Here is a 19,733-nt window from a genome sequence, read left to right as displayed (position 1 = left end):
GGAGCGTGGCCAGGATCCGGTCCATCGACGGTGTGGTACCGCAGGCCGTGGACGGCCCCTGGCGGCTCGCCCTGACGCCGCCCGGCGCCTGGGCCGGCCCGGGCGACCTGTCGGAGGCGGCGGACTGGATCCCCGCCCCGGTGCCCGGCACCGTCGCCGCGGCCCTGCGGGACGCCGGAGGCTGGTCGGAGTCGGCACCAACGCCGATTCATGACCAGGACGTCTGGTACCGGACCCGGCTGACCCAAAGCGGTGCCGTGCGCCTGCGCTTCGAGGGCTTGGCGACCCTCGCCGAGGTGTGGCTCGACGGCATGCCCGTGCTAGTCTCCCGCTCGATGTTCGAGGCCTACGCCATCGAGGCCGATCTCCGGCCGGGGGCCGAGCTCGGCCTCTGCTTCCGGTCGCTCAAGACGGAGCTCGACCGCCCGGGCAAACGCGGGCGCTGGCGCCCCCGCATGATCACGCCGGGCTCCCTGCGCCACGTCCGAACGAGCCTCCTCGGCTTCATGCCGGGCTGGTGCCCGGACATCGACCTCGTGGGTCCCTACCGCCCGATCACGGTGGAGCCCTTGCGCCGCGGCCTGGCGGAAGCCGACCTGCGGGCCACCTATGACGGCGACGTGGGCCGGCTGTCCGCGCGCCTGCGGATCGACGGCCATCCCGCATCGGTCACGCTGCATTGCGCCGGGCGCGCGGTCACCCTGACGGAATCCGAGCCCGATCTGTTCACCGGAACCCTGGCGCTGCCCGGCGTGGCGCCCTGGTGGCCCCATACCCACGGCACGCCCCACCTCCATCCCGTGCGCGTGGAAATCGACGGCACGACGGTCGATCTCGGCCGGACGGGCTTTCGCAGCCTGTCGCTGGCACGACCCTTCGCGGAGGGCCTGGCGCTCGCCGTCAACGGCGTGCCGGTGTTCTGTCGGGGTGCCAACTGGACCCCCCCGGACCTCGTCGGCCTCGGCACCGAGGATGGCGCCATCCTCGTCGACCTTGCGCGCGAGGCCGGCATGAACATGCTGCGCGTCGCCGGCGCCACCCTCTATCCCTCGCCCGAGTTCTACGACCTTTGCGACGCCGCCGGCATCCTCGTCTGGCAGGACCTGATGCTGGCGAATTTCGATTATCCGCACGACGCCGCCGGCTTTGCCGCCAGCCTCGACCGGGAAGTGTCGGGGATCCTCGAGCGGACTCAGCTCGCACCCTGCCTCGCCGTGATCTGCGGCGGCAGCGAAGTCTGGCAGCAGGCGGCCATGCTCGGGGCGCCGCGGACGGTTTGGGCCGACGCCTTCTGCACCGGGACGCTGCCGGGGCTCGTCGCCGGCACCCGTCCCGACCTCGTGGTGGTACCGAACTCGCCCTCGGGCGGCGACCTACCGTTCTCGCCGAGCGCGGGCTGTACCCACTATTACGGCGTCGGTGCCTATCGCCGCCCTCTGGAGGATGCGCGCCGGGCCGAGGTGGGCTTCGCCAGCGAATGCCTCGCTTTCGCCAACCCGTCTGAACCGGCGACGCTCGGGCAGATGGGGCCCGCCGATCCGCTCTGGGCTCGCGGCATCCCCCACGACCGGGGCGCCGACTGGGATTTCGAGCAGGTGCGCGACCACTATGTCGCCCTGCTCTACGGGGTCGATCCCGCCGCCCTGCGCGCCGCCGATCCCGAGCGCTACCTCGAACTCGGCCGCGCCGCCGTGGCCGAGGTGATGGAGGCGACCTTCGCCGAGTGGCGCCGGGCGCGCTCGCCGACTGCCGGCGGCCTCGTCTGGTTCCTGCGTGACCTCGGGCCGGGCACCGGCTGGGGCGTGATCGACTGGACCCAAACCCCGAAATCCGGCTGGTACGCCTTGAAGCGCGCCTTCCGCCCGGTGCAGGTCACCCTGTCGGACGAGGGCCTGAGCGGTCTCCACCTCCATGTCCACAACGAGACCGCCCGGCCGGTCGACCTACGCTTGGGGCTGATCTTCGCGGATCGCACCGGCAAAGTCGCGGCCCGGGCCGAACGCGGGATCACGGTCGACCCGCGCGCCTCGCTGACCCTCTCCTCCGCCGAGATGCTCGGCCGCTTCTTCGATGCCACCGACAGCTACCGCTTCGGCCCCCGCATCCACGACCTCGCGCATGCTCGTCTCACCGATGCGGACGGCGCGGTCGTCGCCGAAAGCTTTCACTTTCCGGGCCCCCGGCCGGTCACTCCCGAGGCGATCGGCCTGCAGGTCGAACCCGTGGCCGGTGCATCCGTGCCGACCCTGCGCATCGGAACCGGTCATCTCGCCCTCGGAGTGAGCGTGCGGAGCTCCGCGGCGCGGCCCTGCGACAGCGGCTTCCACCTGGCACCGGGGACAGAGCGGCTGGTTCGCTTCCCCGGGTGCCATCGGCTCCCGCAGGGCGCGGTCGCGGCCCTCAACAGCAGCGAAAGCGTGAGGTTCGGTCATGACGCGTGAGGTCCGCCCCGAGCACGAGACGCACGCGGCGCCCGACGCCGCCATGCCCGTGACCTTCGACGACCTGTTCGGATGGGTCCACCCGGCCGCGGGCCGGCGCGGCGTGCTCCTGTGCGGCGCCTGTGGGTTCGAGCAGATGGCCGCCCATCGCCCCTGGCGCGCCCTGGCGGATCGACTCGCCGCGGCCGGCTGCCCGACCCTGCGGTTCGACTATCCGGGGGAGGGCAACTCCGGCGATCCCGCCGAGGTGCGGGTTTCGGCCAACGTCGCGGCGATCCGCCGGGCGATGCGCTTCCTGCGCGAGACGACCGGCGTCACGGAGATCGCCCTCGTCGGCCTGCGCCTCGGCGCCAACCTGGCCCTGCTGGCAGCCCAGGAGGAGAGCGTCGACCGCCTGGTCCTGCTCGCACCGGCTGCGACTGGACGCGCCTATCTCCGCGAGATGCGGCTTCGCGCCCGGACGGTGGGCGGCGTCGCGGAGGGCGCGGTCCCGAAGGCGGATCCGGACGGCCTGTCGGTCGGGGGCTTTCGCATTGATGCAGCCTTCCTGACCGATGTCGGCGCCCTCGACGCCGGCGCGATCACCCGCGCGCCGGCCCCGCGAACCCTGCTTCTCGCACCGGAGACCCGGACGCTCGCGGGACGGCTGACGGCGCTCGGCAGCGCCGTCGAGACGGGGCCGCTGCCGGGCCTTCCGCTTCTCATCGGCGACCCGATCTTCGCCGAGGTCCCGGAGGCGGATTTCAATCGGATCACCGCCTTCGCAACGGACGGCGTCACAATCGCCGGTCCGGCCATTCCCCTGGATCTCAGCCCGGCGCACCTCGTCGGCCCCGGCTGGTCCGAGGCGCCCGCCCGGTTCCAGCCGGACCTGTTCGGCATCAGCTGTACGCCCCGGCGGCAGGATCCGGGTGCGCCGACGGTGGTGTTCGTCTCCACCGGCATGACCGTGCATTCGGGGTGGGGCCGGCAGACCACCACGCTCGCCCGCAGGCTCGCGGTGGACGGCATTCCGTCCTTCCGCTTCGACCTCGCGGGCATCGGCGACAGCGGCGGCCGGTCGGACGGTCGCAGGCCGCCCTACGCCCCCGACGGGTTCGCGGATGTGGGCCGTGCCCTCGATCACCTTGCCGAGGTCCGAGGCCCCATCGTCCTCATGGGCAACTGCAGCGGCGCCCATGCGGCGTTCCAGGCCCTCTGCCGCGACGCCCGGGTCGATGGGGCGCTCCTGATCAACCCCTACTGCTTCGACTGGGACCCGGATCAGGACGTCGACGCCGTGATCCGCCAGACGTTCGGCAGCACCGGCACCTATGCGGCGCTGCTCAAGCGGGGCGCGACCTGGCGGCGGCTCCTGCGCGGCGAGATCCACGTGCGGGCGATCGGCGCGACCCTGGCCAAGCGCGGCCTCGATGCGGCCGTCCGGCGGCTGCGGCGCCTCGTGAACCCGATCTCCCCCGGCGGCTCCGTCGCCCGACGGGTGGCGCGGCTGCGGCGACGGGGCGCCGAGATCCGCGTGGTCTACAGCGCCGGCGACCCCGGGCTCGCCGCCCTCCACCGCTATCTCGGCTGCGCGCCCGGTCGGGCCGACCGGCGCCTCGGCGCGCCGGTGGCGATCGTGCCCGAGGTCGACCACAACTTCAGCTCGGCCACGGCGCAGGCCCTGCTCGGGCATCACCTGCGCGACCTCCTGACGGCGGTTCAGGAGGCCCGGGCGACCCGCACGGAAGCGCACAAACCCGTCGAGACCGATTCCCGGGCCACCGTTCTGGCGAGCCTGGCGTGAGCGGGCTCACCCGCCGGGCGACCCTGGCCCTGGGGGCGGGGGCCTTCGCATCGCGGATCGAGGCCGCACCCGCGCCGGCGCACCGCTGCGAGGACCTGATCGACGCCATCGGCATCAACGTGCATCTCGGCCATGGCGGCTCGCCCTACGTCGCGCGCTTTTCCGACTGTGCCGCCGCCCTCGACGACCTCGGCGTGCGCCACCTGCGCGACGACATCGTCCTCGTCGGCACGGAGCCGGCCGGGCAGTTCGAGCGGATCGCGGGGCTCGCCCGCCGGGGCTACCGCTTCAGCCTGGTCTTCTACGACGGCCTGACCCCCGGTCCGCGCGTGCCGCCGGAGCGCTTCGCCGAGATCGCCGACTGGGCCGAGGACGGGCTCGTCGTCGTGGAGGGCGGCAATGAGCCGCCGGTGGCCGCGCGTCCGGGCCTTGCCCGCCTGTCCGCGGAGCATCAGGCGGCGCTGTTCCGCGCGGTGCGGGACGCCCCGCGGCACCGAACCGTCCGGGTGGCCGGGCCGAGCTACATCCAGGCCAACATCGCCGCCGCGGAGAACCTGTCCGCCTCGGTCGATCTCGCCAACGTCCACGCCTATCCGGGGCTGGAGCATCCCGAAACCCGAGGGGCGGGCAGTCTCGGCGGTTTCCTCGCGGCCGTTCGGCCGGTCTTCGGCACCGCGCCGGTCATCGTCACGGAGACCGGCTATCACACGGCGCTGGCCACCCGGAGCGCCCACCTGCCGGTCTCGGAAGCTCTCCGCGCCCGCTACCTGCCGCGCCTCCTCCTGTGGAGCTACCTGCAGGGCGTACGCCGGACCTATCTGTACGAGCTGATCTCCGCGTTCGATGGGGGCGATGCCGATCCGGAGAGCCGGTTCGGACTGATCGCCCATGACGGGACGCCGAGCGCGTCCTTCGCCGCCGTTCGGAGCCTGATCCGCCTGTTCGGCGGTCGCGCGGAGGACGCGACGGCGTCCCGAGACCGCATCGGGGTCGTGCTGCCGGTCGATGTGCCCGATCTGGTGGCGACGAGTTTCCAGCGGGCGGACGGCGCCCTGCTGGTGCCGGTCTGGCTCGGGCTCGACGGCTGGGACCGGAACGCCCGGGCGCCGCGCCCGGACAGCGCGCCGCGCCCCGTGGCGCTCCATCTTTCGAGCCCGCCCCGGCGGTTGCGCCTGCACCGCTTCGGCGACGACGGCGTCGTCAGCGTCACGGGACTGGCACCGATGCAGGTCCCCACGGTGGCGGCCACCGACCGCCTCGCCGTCCTCGAGATCTGGTAGCCCGCCGGTCCTAGAGGGCCGGTTCGTCGAGGAACTGGACGCCGATCTCACCCGGCTTGCGCCACGCGACCCGGGCCGGGCGGCGCTCGCCCTGCAGCTCCAGAAGCAGCGTGAAGCGGTCGGGAATGCCGACCACGCTGGCGACCCGGAGGCGGGCGCCGGACGCGGAGCGGTTGCGCAGCGTGCAGTCGATCACGCCGCCACCCTGCAACGCGATCTTGCCTGTCAGCAACGTGCGGGAGCGGGGCTCGGATCGTCTCTCTTCCATCGGGGGTGCCATGTGGTTGTGGTCGAGGCGAAGGTAGAGTCCCAGTGGTTACGACTCGGTATCCACGATCCGCCGGGCGGATCGTCAGCGGAATTGCACACCGATCATTTCGTCGGTGCGCCAGACGACGTGGCAGAGCTTGATCCCGTCCAGCGGTGGCGCCGTCAGCAGGAAGGGACTCGGCACCCGGGTGGCATCCGGAAGGGTGATCCTGACCCCGCCCAGGGAGACATCATGGACCAGGCAGGCGATCTCGGTGTGTTCGTCGAGAGTGATGCTGCCGGTCTCATCGGACAGGATCCGGGGTTCGGCGCGGCGGTCTTGCATGGGACGGATCTCGAGGCAGATCGGACAGCCCAGATTCGGCGGCCCGCGCCAAGGACGGCCTAACCGGGTCGCTCAAATTGCCCGCATTCCCGAGAAAAGTCGGAGCCGGAAACCGCGCAGCGTATACGCCGAGGGTCGCGACGAGGTCGCGCCCCGCGCCAACGCCCCCGGATGACAGCTGCGCGTGGGACACAACCCTCGGCTGGAACCGCCGGGTGCGGCATCCGGTTCGGCAGGGGGACAACCGGAGCCGAGCGCCATGAAGATCGTCACCGTCGCGGACCTCATCGTCGATACCCTGGACCAGGCGGGCGTCCAGCGGATCTACGGCATCGTCGGGGACAGCCTGAACGCGCTGACCGAGTCGCTGCGGGCCCGGGGCACCATCGACTGGGTCCATGTCCGCCACGAGGAGGTGGCGGCCTTCGCGGCGGGGGCCGACAGCCAGCTCTCGGGCAAGCTCGCGGTCTGCGCCGGGTCCTGCGGGCCGGGCCATGTCCACCTGATCAACGGCCTCTACGATTGCCACCGCACCCGCACCCCGGTGCTGGCCATCGCGGCCCATATCCCGTCGTCCGAGATCGGCTCGGGCTACTTCCAGGAGACGCATCCGGGCGAGCTGTTCCGCGAGTGCAGCCACTACTGCGAGATGGTGGGCGACGCCTCCCAGCTGCCGCAGGTGCTGGAGAACGCCATGCGGGCGGCGATCGGCCTCTCCGGCGTCGCCGTGGTCATCATCCCCGGCGACGTCGCCCTGATGGACGCGCCCACCCGCGGCGTCGCCCCCAATGCGGGGCTGATCCCGCCCAGGCCCGTGGTGCGCCCGGCCGAGCCCGAGCTCGACGCGCTCGCGGCGCTGCTGAACGGCTCGGAGCGGATCACCCTGCTGTGCGGACGCGGCTGCGCCGGGGCCCATGCCGAGCTGCTCCGACTGGCCGAGGCCCTAAAGAGTCCGATCGTGCATGCCCTCGGCGGCAAGGACGTGGTCGAGTACGACAACCCCTACGACGTCGGCATGACCGGGCTGATCGGCTTCTCGTCGGGCTATGCCGCGATGATGTCCTGCGACACCCTGCTGATGCTCGGGACCGACTTCCCCTACCGGCAGTTCTACCCGCAGGACGCGACGATCGCGCAGGTCGACATCCGCCCCGGCCAGCTCGGGCGCCGGTGCAAGCTCGACCTCGGCCTCGTCGGCCACGTGGACGACACCCTCCGGGCCCTCCTTCCGAAGCTCACCGTCAAGACCGAGCGCAAGCATCTCGACGCCGCCCTGAAGCACTACGCCAAGGCGCGCGAGGACCTCGACGACCTCGCCACCGGCGCGCCCGCCAAGGGCTGGTTCGGCTTGAAATCGGCAAAGCCGCCGATCCACCCGCAATACCTGACGAAGCTGGTGAGCGAGGCGGCCGATGACGATGCGGTGTTCACGGCCGATGTCGGCACCCCGACGATCTGGGCGGCGCGCTACCTGAAGATGAACGGCCGGCGCCGGCTGATCGGCTCCTGGGTCCACGGCTCGATGGCCAACGCCATGGCGCAGGGCATCGGCGCGCAATCGGCCTATCCCGACCGGCAGGTGGTGTCGCTCTCGGGCGACGGCGGCTTCACCATGCTGATGGGCGACCTCCTCACCCTGCGCCAGCAGAAGCTGCCCCTGAAGATCGTGGTCTACAACAACGGCACCCTCGGCTTCGTCGAGCTGGAGATGAAGGCCGCCGGCTACATCGAGACGGGCGTGTCCCTCGACAACCCGGACTTCGCCGCCATGGCCCGCGGCGCCGGCATCCATGCCGTCCGGGTCGAGGACCCGGCCGAACTCGAGGACGCCGTGCGCGCGGTGATGGCCCATCCGGGCCCGGCCCTCCTCGACTGCGTGGTGGCCCGCCAGGAACTCTCGATGCCCCCGAAGATCGACGGCAAGCAGGTGAAGGGCTTCAGCCTCTACGTCCTGCGGGCGGTGATGAGTGGGCGCGGGGATTCGGTCCTCGACCTGGCGAAGACGAACCTTTTGCGCTGAGGGCGGAGGGCCGCCCGGGCGGCCCGCCCTCACCGCAAGCGCCGCCCGGGCGGCCGGGGTCTCCCAGCCGCCCGAGGCCGTCAGCCCAGGGGGGATCGGCCCTCGAGCGCGCCGAACTGCAGGTAGTGCAGCATCGGGTCGATCTGCTCGGCCCGGACGTCCGGATTGGCCGCCTCGTAGGCGTCGGTGTGGAAGCCGGCGGACGGATCCCGCCCTTCCTTCCAGCCGAAGTCGTGATAGTGCGCCAGGGGATCCATGTTGGCGGCGGCGACGTCCTGGTAGGCCGCCAGATACCCCTGGGTGTCGAAGATCGCGTTCGGATCGCGGCCCTCGTGCCAGCCGTTGGTCTCGTAGTGCTGGTACGCGAAGGCGAAGCTGTCCCCGCCGGCCTTGAGCGCCGCCTGGGCGACGTCGAGGTTGGACAGCAGGTAGTATTCCGCGTCGAAGCCCGGATGCGTGTTCAGGTCGAGCGCGCGGCCCACGGCGGCATAGGTCTCGCGCCCCTCGGCCTGGCCGAAAGCGAGGTAATGGACCAGGGGATTCATGCCCGCCGCCTTCACGTCGGGATTCCGGGCGAGGTACAGCTCGTTGTCGAAGCCGAGCGACGGATCGCGGCCCTCGTTCCAGCCGTTGGTTTCGTAATGCGTCAGGGGATTCACCTTCGCGGCCGCGACGTCCGGATTGGCCGCCAGGTAGCCCGTCGTCGAGAATTCCGCGTTCGGATCGCGGCCCTCCAGCCAGCCGAACTGGGCGTAGTGCGTGTCGGCATCCATGCCGTCCCGCCAGACGTCCTTGTTGCTGCCATAGTAGAACAGGTCGTCGACCAGCGGGCTGGCATCGTTCTCGACGATGGTCCCGTCGGTGAACTTGATTTCGGAGATCCCGGTGACGTCGTGTGACAGTCCGCTCGGATCGATGACGAACGATCGCCCCTGCTCGATCCGGACCTGCGAGGCGTCGAAGGCGAACGCGAACGTGACGGCGTTGCGCGATCCCAGGTCCACGATCGCCCCGAGCGTCTGGGACGCGAGTCCCGGATGGTTCGCACCATCGGTGTAGGTCGCGTCGATGGCGAGCGCCTTGCCGCCATCCTGATAGCCGGGCGTATAGACGCCGGTGTTGTTCGTCTCGACGACGATCCCGTCGAGCTTGAAGTCGTAGGCGACGCTGCCGGCCGCCGGGTCGCCATCCGCATCCGTCACCCGGGCGGTCAGCCTCTGTCCCTCGACGGCCCGGCCATCGCTGAGGCCGGCCAGGAGCAGGCTGCCGGCCCGGTCCCCGTCCGCCACGCTGCCGCCCACGGCCGAGGCGACGTCCGCGTGGCCCTGCGCATCGGTGTAGCTGGCAACCACCGAAAGCACCTTGCCGGCCTCGGCGTAGCCGAGGGTGTACTGGCCGGACGTGTTGGTCTCGACCGTACTGCCGTCGAGCTGGAACGCGTAGCTCACGCCCCCCGGCGCCGGGAGCCCGTCCGGGTCCGACAGGCTGGCGCTGACAGTCTGGCCTTCCGCCACCAGCCCCGACAGGAGGACGCTGCCGGCGCGGTCCACGTCCGTGACGCTCCCGCCCACGGCCGAGGCGATGTCCGCGTGGCCCTGGCCATCGGTGTAGCTCGCGACCACCGAGAGCACCTTGCCGGCATCGGCGTAGCCGAGCGTGTACKCGCCGGACGTGTTGGTCTCCACNCCCTGCGCATCGGTGTAGCTGGCAACCACCGAGAGCACCTTGCCGGCATCGGCGTAGCCGAGCGTGTACTGGCCGGAGGTGTTGGTCTCCACCGTGCTRCCGTCGAGCTGGAAGGCATAAGTCACGCCCCCCGGCGCCGGGACCCCGTCCGGGTCCGACAGGCTGGCGCTGACGGTCTGGCCCTCCGCCACCGAGCCGGACAGGAGGACGCTGCCGGCGCGATTCACGTCCGTGATGGTGCCGCCCGCAGCCGCCACCACACTGTCATGGCCCTGCGCATCGGTGTAGCTGGCAACCACCGAGAGCACCTTGCCGGCATCGGCGTAGCCGAGCGTGTACTGGCCGGAGGTGTTGGTCTCCACCGTGCTGACCGTGCTGCCGTCGAGCTGGAAGGCATAAGTCACGCCGCCCGGTGCCGGGACCCCGTCGGGATCCGACAGGCTGGCGCTGACGGTCTGGCCCTCCGCCACCGAGCCGGACAGGAGGACGCTGCCGGCGCGRTYCACGTCCGTGATGGTGCCGCCCGCAGCCGCCACCACACTGTCATGGCCCTGCGCATCGGTGTAGCTGGCAACCACCGAGAGCACCTTGCCGGCATCGGCGTAGCCGAGCGTGTACTGGCCGGAGGTGTTGGTCTCCACCGTGCTGCCGTCGAGCTGGAAGGCATAAGTCACGCCGCCGGCTGCCGGCACGCCATCGGGGTCCGACAGGCTGGCGCTGACGGTCTCGCCCTCCGCCACCGAGCCGGACAGGAGGACGCTGCCGGCGCGATCCACGTCCGCCACGCTGCCGCCCACGGCGGAGGCGATGGCGGCGTGTCCTTGCTCATCCGTGTAGCTCGCGACCACCGCGAGGACCTTGCCGGCATCGGCGTAGCCGAGGGTGAACTCGCCGGACGTGTTGGTCTCCACCGTACTGCCGTCGAGCTGGAAGGCGTAAGTCACGCCCCCCGGTGCCGGGCCCCCGTCCGGGTCCGACAGGCTGGCGCTGATCGTCTGGCCTTCCGTCACCAGGCCAGACAGCAGGACGCTGCCGGCGCGGTCCACGTCCGTGACGGTGCCACCCACAACCGAGACGATGCCGGCGTGGCCCTGGCCATCGGTGTAGCTCGCGACCACCGAGAGGACCTTGCCGGCATCGGCGTAGCCGAGGGTGTACTGGCCGGACGTATTCGTCTCGACCGTGCTGCCGTCGAGCTGGAAGGCGTAAGTCACGCCCCCCGGTGCCGGGACCCCGTCCGGGTCCGACAGGCTGGCGCTGACGGTCTCGCCTTCCGTCACCGAGCCCGACAGCAGGACGCTGCCGGCCTGGTTCGCGTCCGCCACGCTGCCGCCGGCGACCGAGGCGATGTCGGCGTGCCCTTGCGCATCCGTGTAGCTCGCGACCACCGAGAGCACCTTGCCCGCATCGCCGAAGCCGAGCGTGTACTGGCCGGAGGTGTTGGTCTCGACCGTGCTGCCGTCGAGCCGGAAGGCGTAAGTCACGCCGCCCGGCGCCGGGACCCCATCCGGGTCCGACAGGCTGGCGCTGACGGTTTGGCCCTCCGCCACCGAACCCGACAGGAGGACGCTGCCGGCGCGGTCCACGTCCGTGACGCTCCCGCCCACGGCCGAGGCGATGTCCGCGTGGCCCTGGCCATCGGTGTAGCTCGCNGTGCCGGGACCCCGTCGGGATCCGACAGGCTGGCGCTGATCGTCTGGCCTTCCGTCACCGAGCCCGACAGGAGGACGCTGCCGGCGCGGTCCACGTCCGTGACGCTCCCGCCCACGGCCGAGGCGATGTCCGCGTGGCCCTGGCCATCGGTGTAGCTCGCGACCACCGAGAGCACCTTGCCGGCATCGGCGTAGCCGAGCGTGTACGCGCCGGACGTGTTGGTCTCGACCGTGCTGCCGTCGAGCTGGAAGGCATAAGTCACGCCGCCCGGTGCCGGGACCCCGTCGGGATCCGACAGGCTGGCGCTGATCGTCTGGCCTTCCGTCACCGAGCCCGACAGGAGGACGCTGCCGGCGCGATCCACGTCCGCCACGCTGCCGCCCACGGCGGAGGCGATGCCGGCGTGCCCTTGCGCATCCGTGTAGCTCGCCACCACCGAGAGCACCTTGCCCGCATCGCCGTAGCCGAGGGTGAACTCGCCGGAGGTGTTGGTCTCGACCGTGCCGCCGTCGAGTTGGAAGGCGTAAGTCACGCCCCCCGGTGCCGGGAGACCGTCGGGGTCCGACAGGCTGGCGCTGATGGTCTGGCCTTCCGCCACCGAGCCCGACAGGAGGACGCTGCCGGCGCGGTCCACGTCCGTGACGCTGCCGGCCGAGGCCGAGGCCGAGTCGGCGTGCCCCAGGGCGTCGGTGTAGGTGACCGTGACGGCGATGATCTTGCCGCTGTCGCCGTAGGTCGGCGTGTAGCTGTTGGAATCGGTGGCCTGCAGCACCTGATTCGCGACGATATCCAGGAAGGTGTAGAGCGCCGGCCCACCGGGCACGAGGCCATCGGCATCGGTGAGGGTCGCCACGATGGGCGTGCCTTCGGACGCATTGCCGTCGGTCAGCCCGGACAGCGTCAGGTCTCCGGGCTGATTGGTCTCAGCGATCGTGTAGGGGCCGGCCGCATAATCGCCCGGAATGAAGACCGCGTTGTTGACGTCCGCGAAAACGTTCAGGCTGGTCGGCCCGCCGATCTGGGCCGTCGGGAGGCTGAGTTCCAGCACCGAGCGATCGGCGTTGTAGGCGTGGGTGAGGGGCGTGACCGAGACGAGTGTCCCCCCGTCGACGCCCGTATAGAGATACGGTTGCCCGTCCGGCGCGATGTTGATGTTGAAGTCGTAGCCGCCGTAGAGGTCAAAGATCTGGTATCCGGTCGCCGTGTTGGCATCGGTGTCGAGCCAGATCGTGGTGAAGGTTCCGATGGCGGTCCCGGCGGGTGCCGTGATGGCGAAGGTCGCCACGCCGCCCTCGATGTGCCCGTAGAGGCCGTAATCCATCGGCCCGCCGTCGATGGGATTCAGACGGTCGGAAGGCGCCCATTCCCCGAGATTACCGTCAATCGTATACATGGCGTCCCTGTCTCCCTACGACAGAAAAATACGAACAACGACGACCACAGCTTATCTATCGACGCGGACAGGGTCCGATGCGCGCTCCGGAGAAGCCAGACGAGCGTCAGTAAAGATCAGGCCGCCAGAACAACCGTTCGCCACTAGACGATAACACTGCCGTCTTTTCGTTCAATTTTACGTACCGCAGCGGGACAACGAGTAAAATCAAACCTTTGGTTCTTTGAATAACGAAAAATGATTAGATGCTTCGCGCGAATTCTGGCGGACAGGCGTCCGAGGCTGCGGACGCGGCGCACGGCCCTTCGGCCGCGCCGCCGACCGCGTCCGGTTGATCGCTTCGGTTGGCACGTGCGGAACGGCCCCCCTCCCGTGTGCGGGAGGGTTGGGGTGAGGGGCGCCGCAGGAACCAACCGGAGGGGGGACCCGGCCCATCCGTTCGATCCCTTCGGGAGACCGGATCTGGGCTTCGCTCAAGGGCCGCGCAGGCTTGCCGATCCGGGCACCGCCTCGATCGAGCGGAGCCCGGATCAGGTGCTCAGGTTCAGGCGGTAGCGGTAGGCGTCGCCGCGGAACAGGCCCTCGACATACTCGATCATGACGGTGTCGCGGTTGTAGCTGTGGCGCTTGATCAGCAGGCAGGGGAGGGGCTGGGCGAAGGCGAAGATCTCGCATTCGGCCGCATTCGGCATCGTCGCCTCCACGGTCTGCTCGCAACGCACGAGGCGGCCGCCCGGGTGCTCGGCCAGGAAGGCGTAGACCGAGCCGGAGAGGTCGCCGGTCTCCAGGCTGGGCACGGCCCGGATGTTGTACCAGGCCACCTCCCGGGACATCGGCACGCCGTCGCCGGAGCGCACGCGGGTCAGCCGCAGGAACGGGGCCGTGGAGGGCAGGCCGAAGATCGAGGCGATCGAGCGGTCCTCGGCGACCACCCGCTCCAGGATGCGGGAGGAGGGGATCTTGCCCAGCTCCCGCATCTCCTCGGTGAAGCCCTTGAGGCGGTCCATGCCCGGGCGCACCGGCTCGGGGCGGTGGCGCACGAGGAAGCCGGAGCGTCCGCGGGGAACGAGGAGCTCCTCGTCGCTGAGCTCGGCATAGGCGCGCTGGACCGTGACGCGGCTGACGCCGAGGCTGTCGGCCAGTTGCCGTTCGGCCGGCAGGATGACGCCCGGCGGCAGGGAGCCCGACAGGATCAGCTCGCGCAGCTGGCCCTCGATCTGCCGGTAGAGCGGCATGGCGGTGTCCGCGCGCAGCCGCAGGAGGGACAGCACCGAGGGGCGATCACCGGCCGCCGGATCCGGCGCGACATCGCCGTGTATCGTTGGATTTCTGGGGCGCACGTCCGTCCGACCTCCGGTACGAATACTTATATCGGATCGGGCCGGGGTGCTCCATGCGGGTCTTCGTCATCGGCAGCTTCGTGATCGCCTGCTCGGTCAAGGTCCCGCGGCTGCCGCAGGCGGGCGAATCCCTCGGGGGCTCGGCCTTCCGCGCGGAGCCCGGCGGCAAGGGCTTCAACCTCGCGCTGGCCGCGCACCGGCTCGGCGTCGGGGTGGACGGGCTCTTCGCCGTCGGCGCGGACGTGTTCTCCCCGGTGGTCCGCTCGACCTTCGCGCAGGTGGGCTTTCCCGAGACCATGCTGGTGCCGCATGCGGGCTCGACCGGCGCCGGCGTCGCCTTCGTCGATCCGGCGGGCGAGAACTGCCTCGCGGTCTGCCTCGGGGCCAACCTCGCCCTGACGGCGGCGGATGTCCGGGCGGCGGCCGACCGCGTCGCGGCCGCCGACCTCGTGGCGGCGACCTTCGAATCCCCGGATGCCCCCATCCGCGAGGCCTTCGCCCTGGCCCGGGCGCGGGGCCTGCCCACCCTGCTCAACCCGTCGCCGATGCGCCCCCTCGACCCCGCGATCCTGGCCGGCACCACGCTCCTCGTCGTCAACGGGATCGAGGCGGCCGCGCTCGGCCTCGGCCCGGCCGAGGCCCTGGCCGAGACGCGGCGCCCGACGCCCGCCATCGCCGCCCTCCTCGACGGGGGCCTCGACCACCTCGTGGTCACCCTGGGGGAGCGCGGCGCGGTCGCGTTCCGCCCCGGCCTGCCGCCCCTGCGCCAGCCGGCCTTCCCGGTGGCGTCCGTCGATACGGTCGGGGCGGGCGATGCCTTCGCGGCCGGCCTGATGGCGGCCCTGCTGGCGAAGGCGCCCCTCGGCGCGGCCCTGCGGCGGGCGGCGGCCTGCGGGGCGCTGGCCACCGCACAGTTCGGCGCCTTCGACGCCTTCCCCACCGCCGCCGTGCTGGAGGCCTTCCTGGACGGGGCCGGGCCGGACGCCGCCTCCGGCGACGCGGGCCTCAGCACGGGGCCGACGGCCCGCTGAACATCGAGAGCGAGGCCACGATGCTCAGGAGTTCCGCCTGCCGCTTGGTGCCCGTCTTGTTGAAGATCGAGGTGAGCTGGGTCCGCACCGTGCTGGTCTGGACGCCGACGCTCTCGGCATAGCTCTGCAGGCGCAGGCCCCCGGCCAGGGCCTGGAGCAGGCGCGCCTCCGCCGGGGTCAGGTCGAACAGCAGGTGGAGGAGGCCGTCATCCGGCGCCGCCCGGGCGCCGACCTGCACCAGGATGAGAAGCACCGCCGAGGCGTCGAAGACGTCGCCGGGGTGTCGGTCGAAGCGCAGGATGTGGGCGATGCGGGCGCGGCGGTCGGCGTAGCCGCGCACCGGCATGGTCTGGGCCGCGCGCCGGCCGGCGACCACGTCGGCGATCGCGTCCTGCAGGAGCTTGCTGTTGGCCAGGCTCTTGAACAGGAGGCCGCCATGCTGGCCCGAGGGCAGGATCTCGTCCTGCTCCTCCAGGCGGGCATTCATGGCCAGGACCCGCCCCGAGGCCGACAGGACCGCGGCCGGCAGCCCGATCCGGTTGAGGGCCGTGGTGGTGGTGCGGGCGCGCCCGGAGCCGAATCGCGCCCCGAGCCGGCAGGCGCGGACGAGATGCGGCCGCAGGGCATCGAGGCGCGGCAGGAGGCCGGCCTCGTGCGGACCGGCCTCGGCCCGGCGCTCGGCCGTGACGATCGCCACGTCGCCGGTGGGGAGGGGGATCGTCGTCCCCACCTGCCAGAACGGTTCGTCGACCCGGGAGGACCGGCCGTCATAGGAACCCGGCAGCAGGTCGACGTCGCGGACGAAGCTCCCCTGGGCGAGGGCGCGCCACTGCGCCGTGCGCCCGCTGCCCCGCCAGGACGCGGCGTCGGTGTGATGCCGCAGGCGGCGCTCGAGGGACGGGGAGGCGATCCAGCGCGGCGTGCCCGCGGGTGGCAGGACCATGAGCACGCCGCCATCCGAATGCGCCGTCTCTCCGAAGCATTGGAGGACGTCCGGCCAGAATTCGGGCGTGCCGGCCGCTTCATAGATCCGGTCGATCAGAGTTTCCCGCATCGGCCCGCCCCACTGATGATGTGTCTGATCTTGATAAGACCAATATCAGTCCAAAACCGGCGGCGGTATCCTCCGAATGGGGGATGTCGCCGGCCCGAGCCGGGCGCGGGGCCGGCGGCAGGTCCCTCCGCCCGCGGAGGGCGGTGCGGCGGGCGGTCCCCGGCCGGTCGCGCGGTACGCGGCAAACCCCTGGCGAGACGGTGCTTTTTCGACGGGGCCGGGGCACCGGCCGGAGCCGGCAGCGACCGGAACGGCCGCGGCCGTGCCTTCCGGACCTGCCGAGACTGTCCGCGTTTCGGAGGATCCCGCCATCAGGACCTTCTGCGCCAGCGCCGTCGTCGTCCTGTCCTGCACCGCGACGCGGGCCGACGAACGGAACGACGGGCCCGATCTCGCCTGAGCCCAGGCTTCCTCGGCCCTGAAGCGCGGGCCGATCGGCTCCCCGGAGGCGACCCTCGCGACGGTCGCGCCACGGGCGGGATTCGTCGCCCGCGACCGCACGGAGGTCGACGAGGCGCCCGTGGCGGGCGCCGTGAGCGTCATCGCCACGGCCCTGCCGGCCGGCGCGAGCCGGAGTCTGTCCATCGCCGCGCCCATCGGCCCGACGAGCCTTCTCTGCATCCGGCGCACCCTCGCGGGCGCCCTGCCCACCGGCCTCGCCACCGGGCTCGGCGTCGCAACGGTCCACCTGACCGACGGAACCCTGGCGGCCCGCTGACACGCCGGCCGGACCGCATCCACCCGGGCCGGGCGCCGTTTGTTAAGCGCTTTCGGCCTTACTGAAGCCGGGCGGACACAGCCTCCGGCCGCCCGGGTCGGGACCGTCGTCGCGGCCGCCCGTGCCCCGGAGCGTTCCTGGTGCGTGTGATCGGAATGGCCATGACGGGACGGCACGCAACCGCGCCTGCGCCGCGCGGCGCCTGGCGCGCCGCGTTCGCGGACCTGGTGGGCTCCGATGCGCGCCTCCTGGCCTTTGCCCGGCGCGCCGCCTGGATCCTCGTGCCCCTGACCCTCGGGGTGGTGGCGGTGCTGTACGGCACCGGCCCCGAGCCGCGGCGGAACTGGCGGGGCGACGTGCTCGGCGTGGATTTCAGCCAGATCTGGGTCGCGGGCCGGGCCGCGCTGGAGGGCCGCGCCGGCGAGCCCTACGACCTGCCGGTGCACCTCGCGAACCTGAAGGCCGCGTTCGGGCCGGATTGCCGCTTCGCCTGGCACTACCCGCCGGTGTTCCTGCTGCCGGCCGCCGCCCTGGCGGTGTGGGAGCCGCAGGCCGCCTTCTGGCTCTGGACCGCGCTGTCCGTCGGCCTGTTCGCCCTCGCGATGGGACTCGCGGCCGGGTGCCGCGACGGGGCCGGGATCGCGCTCGCGCATCCGCTCGTCTTCTGCACGCTCGTCTACGGCCAGAACGCCCTGTTCACCGCCGCGCTCCTGACCCTGGGCGCGACCCTGGTGGACCGGCGCCCCTGGCTCGCGGGGCTGTGCTTCGGGCTGCTCTGCTACAAGCCGCACTTCGCGGTGCTGGCGCCGCTCCTGCTCCTGGCCACCGGCCGCCGGGCCTGCCTGGGCGCCTGCCTCGCCACCATGCTCGCCCTCGCCGCCGCCGCCCTGGCGGCGTTCGGCCCGGCGCCCTGGATCGGCTTCCTCCGGACTCTCGGCACCACCAACCAGATCATCCTCCGGGACGCCGGGGCGGGCCTCGACGTCAACGCCAGCGCCTTCGGCGCGGTGCGGCTCGCGGGCGGCACGATGGCCGCCGCCTGGGCCTTCCAGGGCCTCGTCGCCCTGGCGGCGCTGGCGCTGGCGCTGCGCAGCTGGCGCGGGCCGACGCCCGCGCCCCTGCGCGCCGCCGCTCTCCTCGCCGCGGTGCCGCTGCTCTCGCCCTACCTGCCGGTCTACGACCTCGCGCCCCTGGTGCCCGCGACCCTGTTCCTCGTCCTGGCGGCCCGGGACGCCGGCGGCCTGCGCTGGCCGGAGCGGGCCCTCCTGTGCGCGACGCCCCTGTTCGCCCTGCCGCGCCTCGTCGCCGACCTGACGGGGGTGCCCCTCGGGCTCGGGCTGGCCCTGGCCGTGCTCGCCTGCGTCGCCCTCCGGGTGCTCCACCCCGGCGGGGCCCCGACGCGCCCCGGTCCGTCGACGGCCCCGCGGCCGGGCGGCCTGGGGCACCGGGAGTCCGCGCCGCGCGCGTGAGATCCGACCGGCCACCCCGTGCCCGGTCCAGGGGGGACCCCTGACGCACCGCCCGACCCTGGCCCTGCCGGCCGGCGGCGGGTTCGTCCCGGTCTTCGGGCTCGTGGTCACGGGGCCAGGTCGGATCGGGTCGGGACCGTCCGGGACACGGACGATCACGGAGGCGTCCCCCGCGCGCCGCGCCTGACCTTCCCGGGCGCCGGCGCGGACGTCGGCCGGGAGGCCTCCGGGGTTTCGCGGGGGGGGGCTTGAGCGGTTGGATTCGAGCGGCGGGGCGTGAGCGGAGGGCCGATCCCTGAGCCCGACATCCGTTCCGCGCCCGGCGCGGATTTCCGTTTTCCCGGCCCCTCAGCCGCAACGCGGGGGGCAGGGGGCCGCGAGCGATCCCGACGCCCCCTTTCGTGTCGCGCGGCTCCGGCCGGGATCGCCGAGGCAGGGCGCCGACTCGGGCCGGCGCCCGGGACGGACGGTAGCGCGGCGGCGTTCGGCCCCCGCCGTGGCGGGGGCGCCGTAGGGTCCGGCCCGGCCAGCGCCCGGAGGCCGGGCAAACCGGCCTCGCGGATGCCCCCCCCGAGCCCGGCCGCGACGCCTCAGGCGATGAGGAAGTCGCTCAACACGAGCTGGTCCTTGTGGACGCCGAGCAGCGTCACGGTGTCGTGGCTGATGGTGGTCAGCACCACGTCGTTGCCGACGTCCCGCGCCGACCAGATCGGGTTGTCGTGGAGGAAGGCCCCCGCATCGAACTGGAGGACGTCGTGGAGCGAGCTCGTGCCGGCGTTGAAGCCCGAGATCGTGTCGTGGCCGAACCCGCCCTTGAAGACGAAGGTGTCGGCGCCGGCACTGGTGAAGTGGTCGTCCGACGGGGAGGACCCGACCGTGACGCCGCGCGCCAGGACCGTCACGTCGTGGCTGCCGTCGCGGTGCAGCGCGTCGGTGTAGAGCGTGCGCCCGGCGGCGTCGAAGGCCGTGCCCAGCGAGGCGTGCGTCGCGTCCTGCGGCGTGAAGTCGAACACCATCTTGGCGATCGAGGCGCCGGCCGCGTACTTGACGATCTGCTCGTCCAGCACGCCGCCGATGTAGCTTTCCGTGGTCGTCGTGCCGTCCGCGCCGGTCTTCAGCGTCGAGACGAGATGTCCGTCGGCGTCGGTCCGCTCGATCGCGACGACCTTTCCGGCCGCATCGTAGGAGGTGTGGGTGGCCGTGTAGGCGAGGCCCTTGATGCCGGACTCGAAGACCTCCTTGCCGATGGCTTCGCCCGGAGCGTGCG

The 19,733-nt window shown here is 72.1% G+C and carries 11 protein-coding genes; 7 read left to right on the top strand and 4 right to left on the bottom strand.

The annotated features are described in order from the left end of the window. Positions 1 to 5 precede the first annotated feature (5 nt). The 3 genes from ASF41_RS18045 to ASF41_RS18035 are packed head-to-tail and all read left to right on the top strand — an operon-like array spanning position 6 to position 5,507. Entirely contained in the window at positions 6 to 2,441 is a 2,436-nt protein-coding gene (locus tag ASF41_RS18045; protein ID WP_056495578.1) for a glycosyl hydrolase 2 galactose-binding domain-containing protein, read from the top strand. After that, positions 2,431 to 4,227 (top strand): alpha/beta fold hydrolase, encoded by a 1,797-nt coding sequence (locus tag ASF41_RS18040; protein ID WP_056495574.1) that lies wholly within the window; start codon positions 2,431 to 2,433, stop codon positions 4,225 to 4,227. The genes ASF41_RS18045 and ASF41_RS18040 overlap by 11 nt, the downstream gene beginning before the upstream one ends. Beyond that, positions 4,224 to 5,507, top strand: a complete 1,284-nt coding sequence (locus ASF41_RS18035) for a hypothetical protein (protein ID WP_056495571.1) — start codon at positions 4,224 to 4,226, stop codon at positions 5,505 to 5,507. Before ASF41_RS18040 ends, ASF41_RS18035 begins: the two co-directional genes overlap by 4 nt. 10 nt (positions 5,508 to 5,517) lie before the next feature. On the opposite strand, the gene ASF41_RS18030 is transcribed toward ASF41_RS18035, so the two are convergent. Then, the gene (locus tag ASF41_RS18030) at positions 5,518 to 5,775 is read right to left on the bottom strand and encodes a PilZ domain-containing protein (protein ID WP_056221625.1); all 258 of its coding nucleotides are present in this window, start codon (positions 5,773 to 5,775) and stop codon (positions 5,518 to 5,520) included. Positions 5,776 to 5,859: 84 nt separating this feature from the next. Then, the gene (locus ASF41_RS18025; protein ID WP_056495567.1) at positions 5,860 to 6,102 is read right to left on the bottom strand and encodes a PilZ domain-containing protein; all 243 of its coding nucleotides are present in this window, start codon (positions 6,100 to 6,102) and stop codon (positions 5,860 to 5,862) included. Between the two features lie 259 nt (positions 6,103 to 6,361). On the opposite strand from ASF41_RS18025, the gene poxB reads away from it, so the two are divergent. Continuing rightward, positions 6,362 to 8,122 carry a ubiquinone-dependent pyruvate dehydrogenase gene (poxB, locus tag ASF41_RS18020; RefSeq protein ID WP_056495564.1) on the top strand — a complete coding sequence of 587 codons (1,761 nt, stop codon included), beginning with the start codon at positions 6,362 to 6,364 and terminating at the stop codon, positions 8,120 to 8,122. 5,262 nt (positions 8,123 to 13,384) lie between these two features. Here poxB and ASF41_RS18010 read toward each other — a convergent pair. Next, a complete protein-coding gene (locus ASF41_RS18010) occupies positions 13,385 to 14,089 on the bottom strand; it encodes a GntR family transcriptional regulator (protein ID WP_244479714.1) in 705 nt (234 codons plus the stop codon). A gap of 158 nt (positions 14,090 to 14,247) precedes the next feature. Here ASF41_RS18010 and ASF41_RS18005 point away from each other — a divergent pair, with 158 nt between their 5' ends. Next, complete coding sequence (locus tag ASF41_RS18005) at positions 14,248 to 15,225, top strand: PfkB family carbohydrate kinase (RefSeq protein ID WP_056495559.1); 978 nt, start codon at positions 14,248 to 14,250, stop codon at positions 15,223 to 15,225. Here ASF41_RS18005 and ASF41_RS18000 read toward each other — a convergent pair. Then, the gene (locus tag ASF41_RS18000) at positions 15,200 to 16,279 is read right to left on the bottom strand and encodes a helix-turn-helix transcriptional regulator (protein ID WP_056221640.1); all 1,080 of its coding nucleotides are present in this window, start codon (positions 16,277 to 16,279) and stop codon (positions 15,200 to 15,202) included. The genes ASF41_RS18005 and ASF41_RS18000 overlap by 26 nt on opposite strands. Positions 16,280 to 16,799: 520 nt before the next feature. On the opposite strand from ASF41_RS18000, the gene ASF41_RS25715 reads away from it, so the two are divergent. Both ASF41_RS25715 and ASF41_RS17990 read left to right on the top strand, forming a co-directional pair. Next, positions 16,800 to 16,997: a hypothetical protein gene (locus tag ASF41_RS25715; protein WP_056495556.1), complete on the top strand. Its 198-nt coding sequence runs from the start codon at positions 16,800 to 16,802 to the stop codon at positions 16,995 to 16,997. Positions 16,998 to 17,158: 161 nt separating this feature from the next. After that, positions 17,159 to 18,466: a glycosyltransferase family 87 protein gene (locus ASF41_RS17990; RefSeq protein ID WP_244479699.1), complete on the top strand. Its 1,308-nt coding sequence runs from the start codon at positions 17,159 to 17,161 to the stop codon at positions 18,464 to 18,466. Positions 18,467 to 19,733 lie beyond the last annotated feature (1,267 nt).

Origin of the sequence: Methylobacterium sp. Leaf111, assembly GCF_001423285.1 — a bacterium.
Lineage (GTDB): Bacteria > Pseudomonadota > Alphaproteobacteria > Rhizobiales > Beijerinckiaceae > Methylobacterium.
The sequence above is the reverse complement of the archived record's forward strand: the minus strand, read 5'-3'. Positions and strand labels throughout refer to the sequence as shown.

What these genes read in the sequence shown, in the direction of transcription:
- ASF41_RS18040 (WP_056495574.1), top strand. Translation starts at nt 2,431, where the DNA reads ATGACGCGTGAGGTCCGCCCCGAGCACGAGACGCACGCGGCGCCCGAC.
- ASF41_RS18030 (WP_056221625.1), bottom strand. Translation starts at nt 5,775, where the DNA reads ATGGAAGAGAGACGATCCGAGCCCCGCTCCCGCACGTTGCTGACAGGC.
- ASF41_RS18025 (WP_056495567.1), bottom strand. Translation starts at nt 6,102, where the DNA reads ATGCAAGACCGCCGCGCCGAACCCCGGATCCTGTCCGATGAGACCGGC.
- poxB (WP_056495564.1), top strand. Translation starts at nt 6,362, where the DNA reads ATGAAGATCGTCACCGTCGCGGACCTCATCGTCGATACCCTGGACCAG.
- ASF41_RS18010 (WP_244479714.1), bottom strand. Translation starts at nt 14,089, where the DNA reads ATGCCGCTCTACCGGCAGATCGAGGGCCAGCTGCGCGAGCTGATCCTG.
- ASF41_RS18005 (WP_056495559.1), top strand. Translation starts at nt 14,248, where the DNA reads ATGCGGGTCTTCGTCATCGGCAGCTTCGTGATCGCCTGCTCGGTCAAG.
- ASF41_RS18000 (WP_056221640.1), bottom strand. Translation starts at nt 16,279, where the DNA reads ATGCGGGAAACTCTGATCGACCGGATCTATGAAGCGGCCGGCACGCCC.
- ASF41_RS17990 (WP_244479699.1), top strand. Translation starts at nt 17,159, where the DNA reads ATGACGGGACGGCACGCAACCGCGCCTGCGCCGCGCGGCGCCTGGCGC.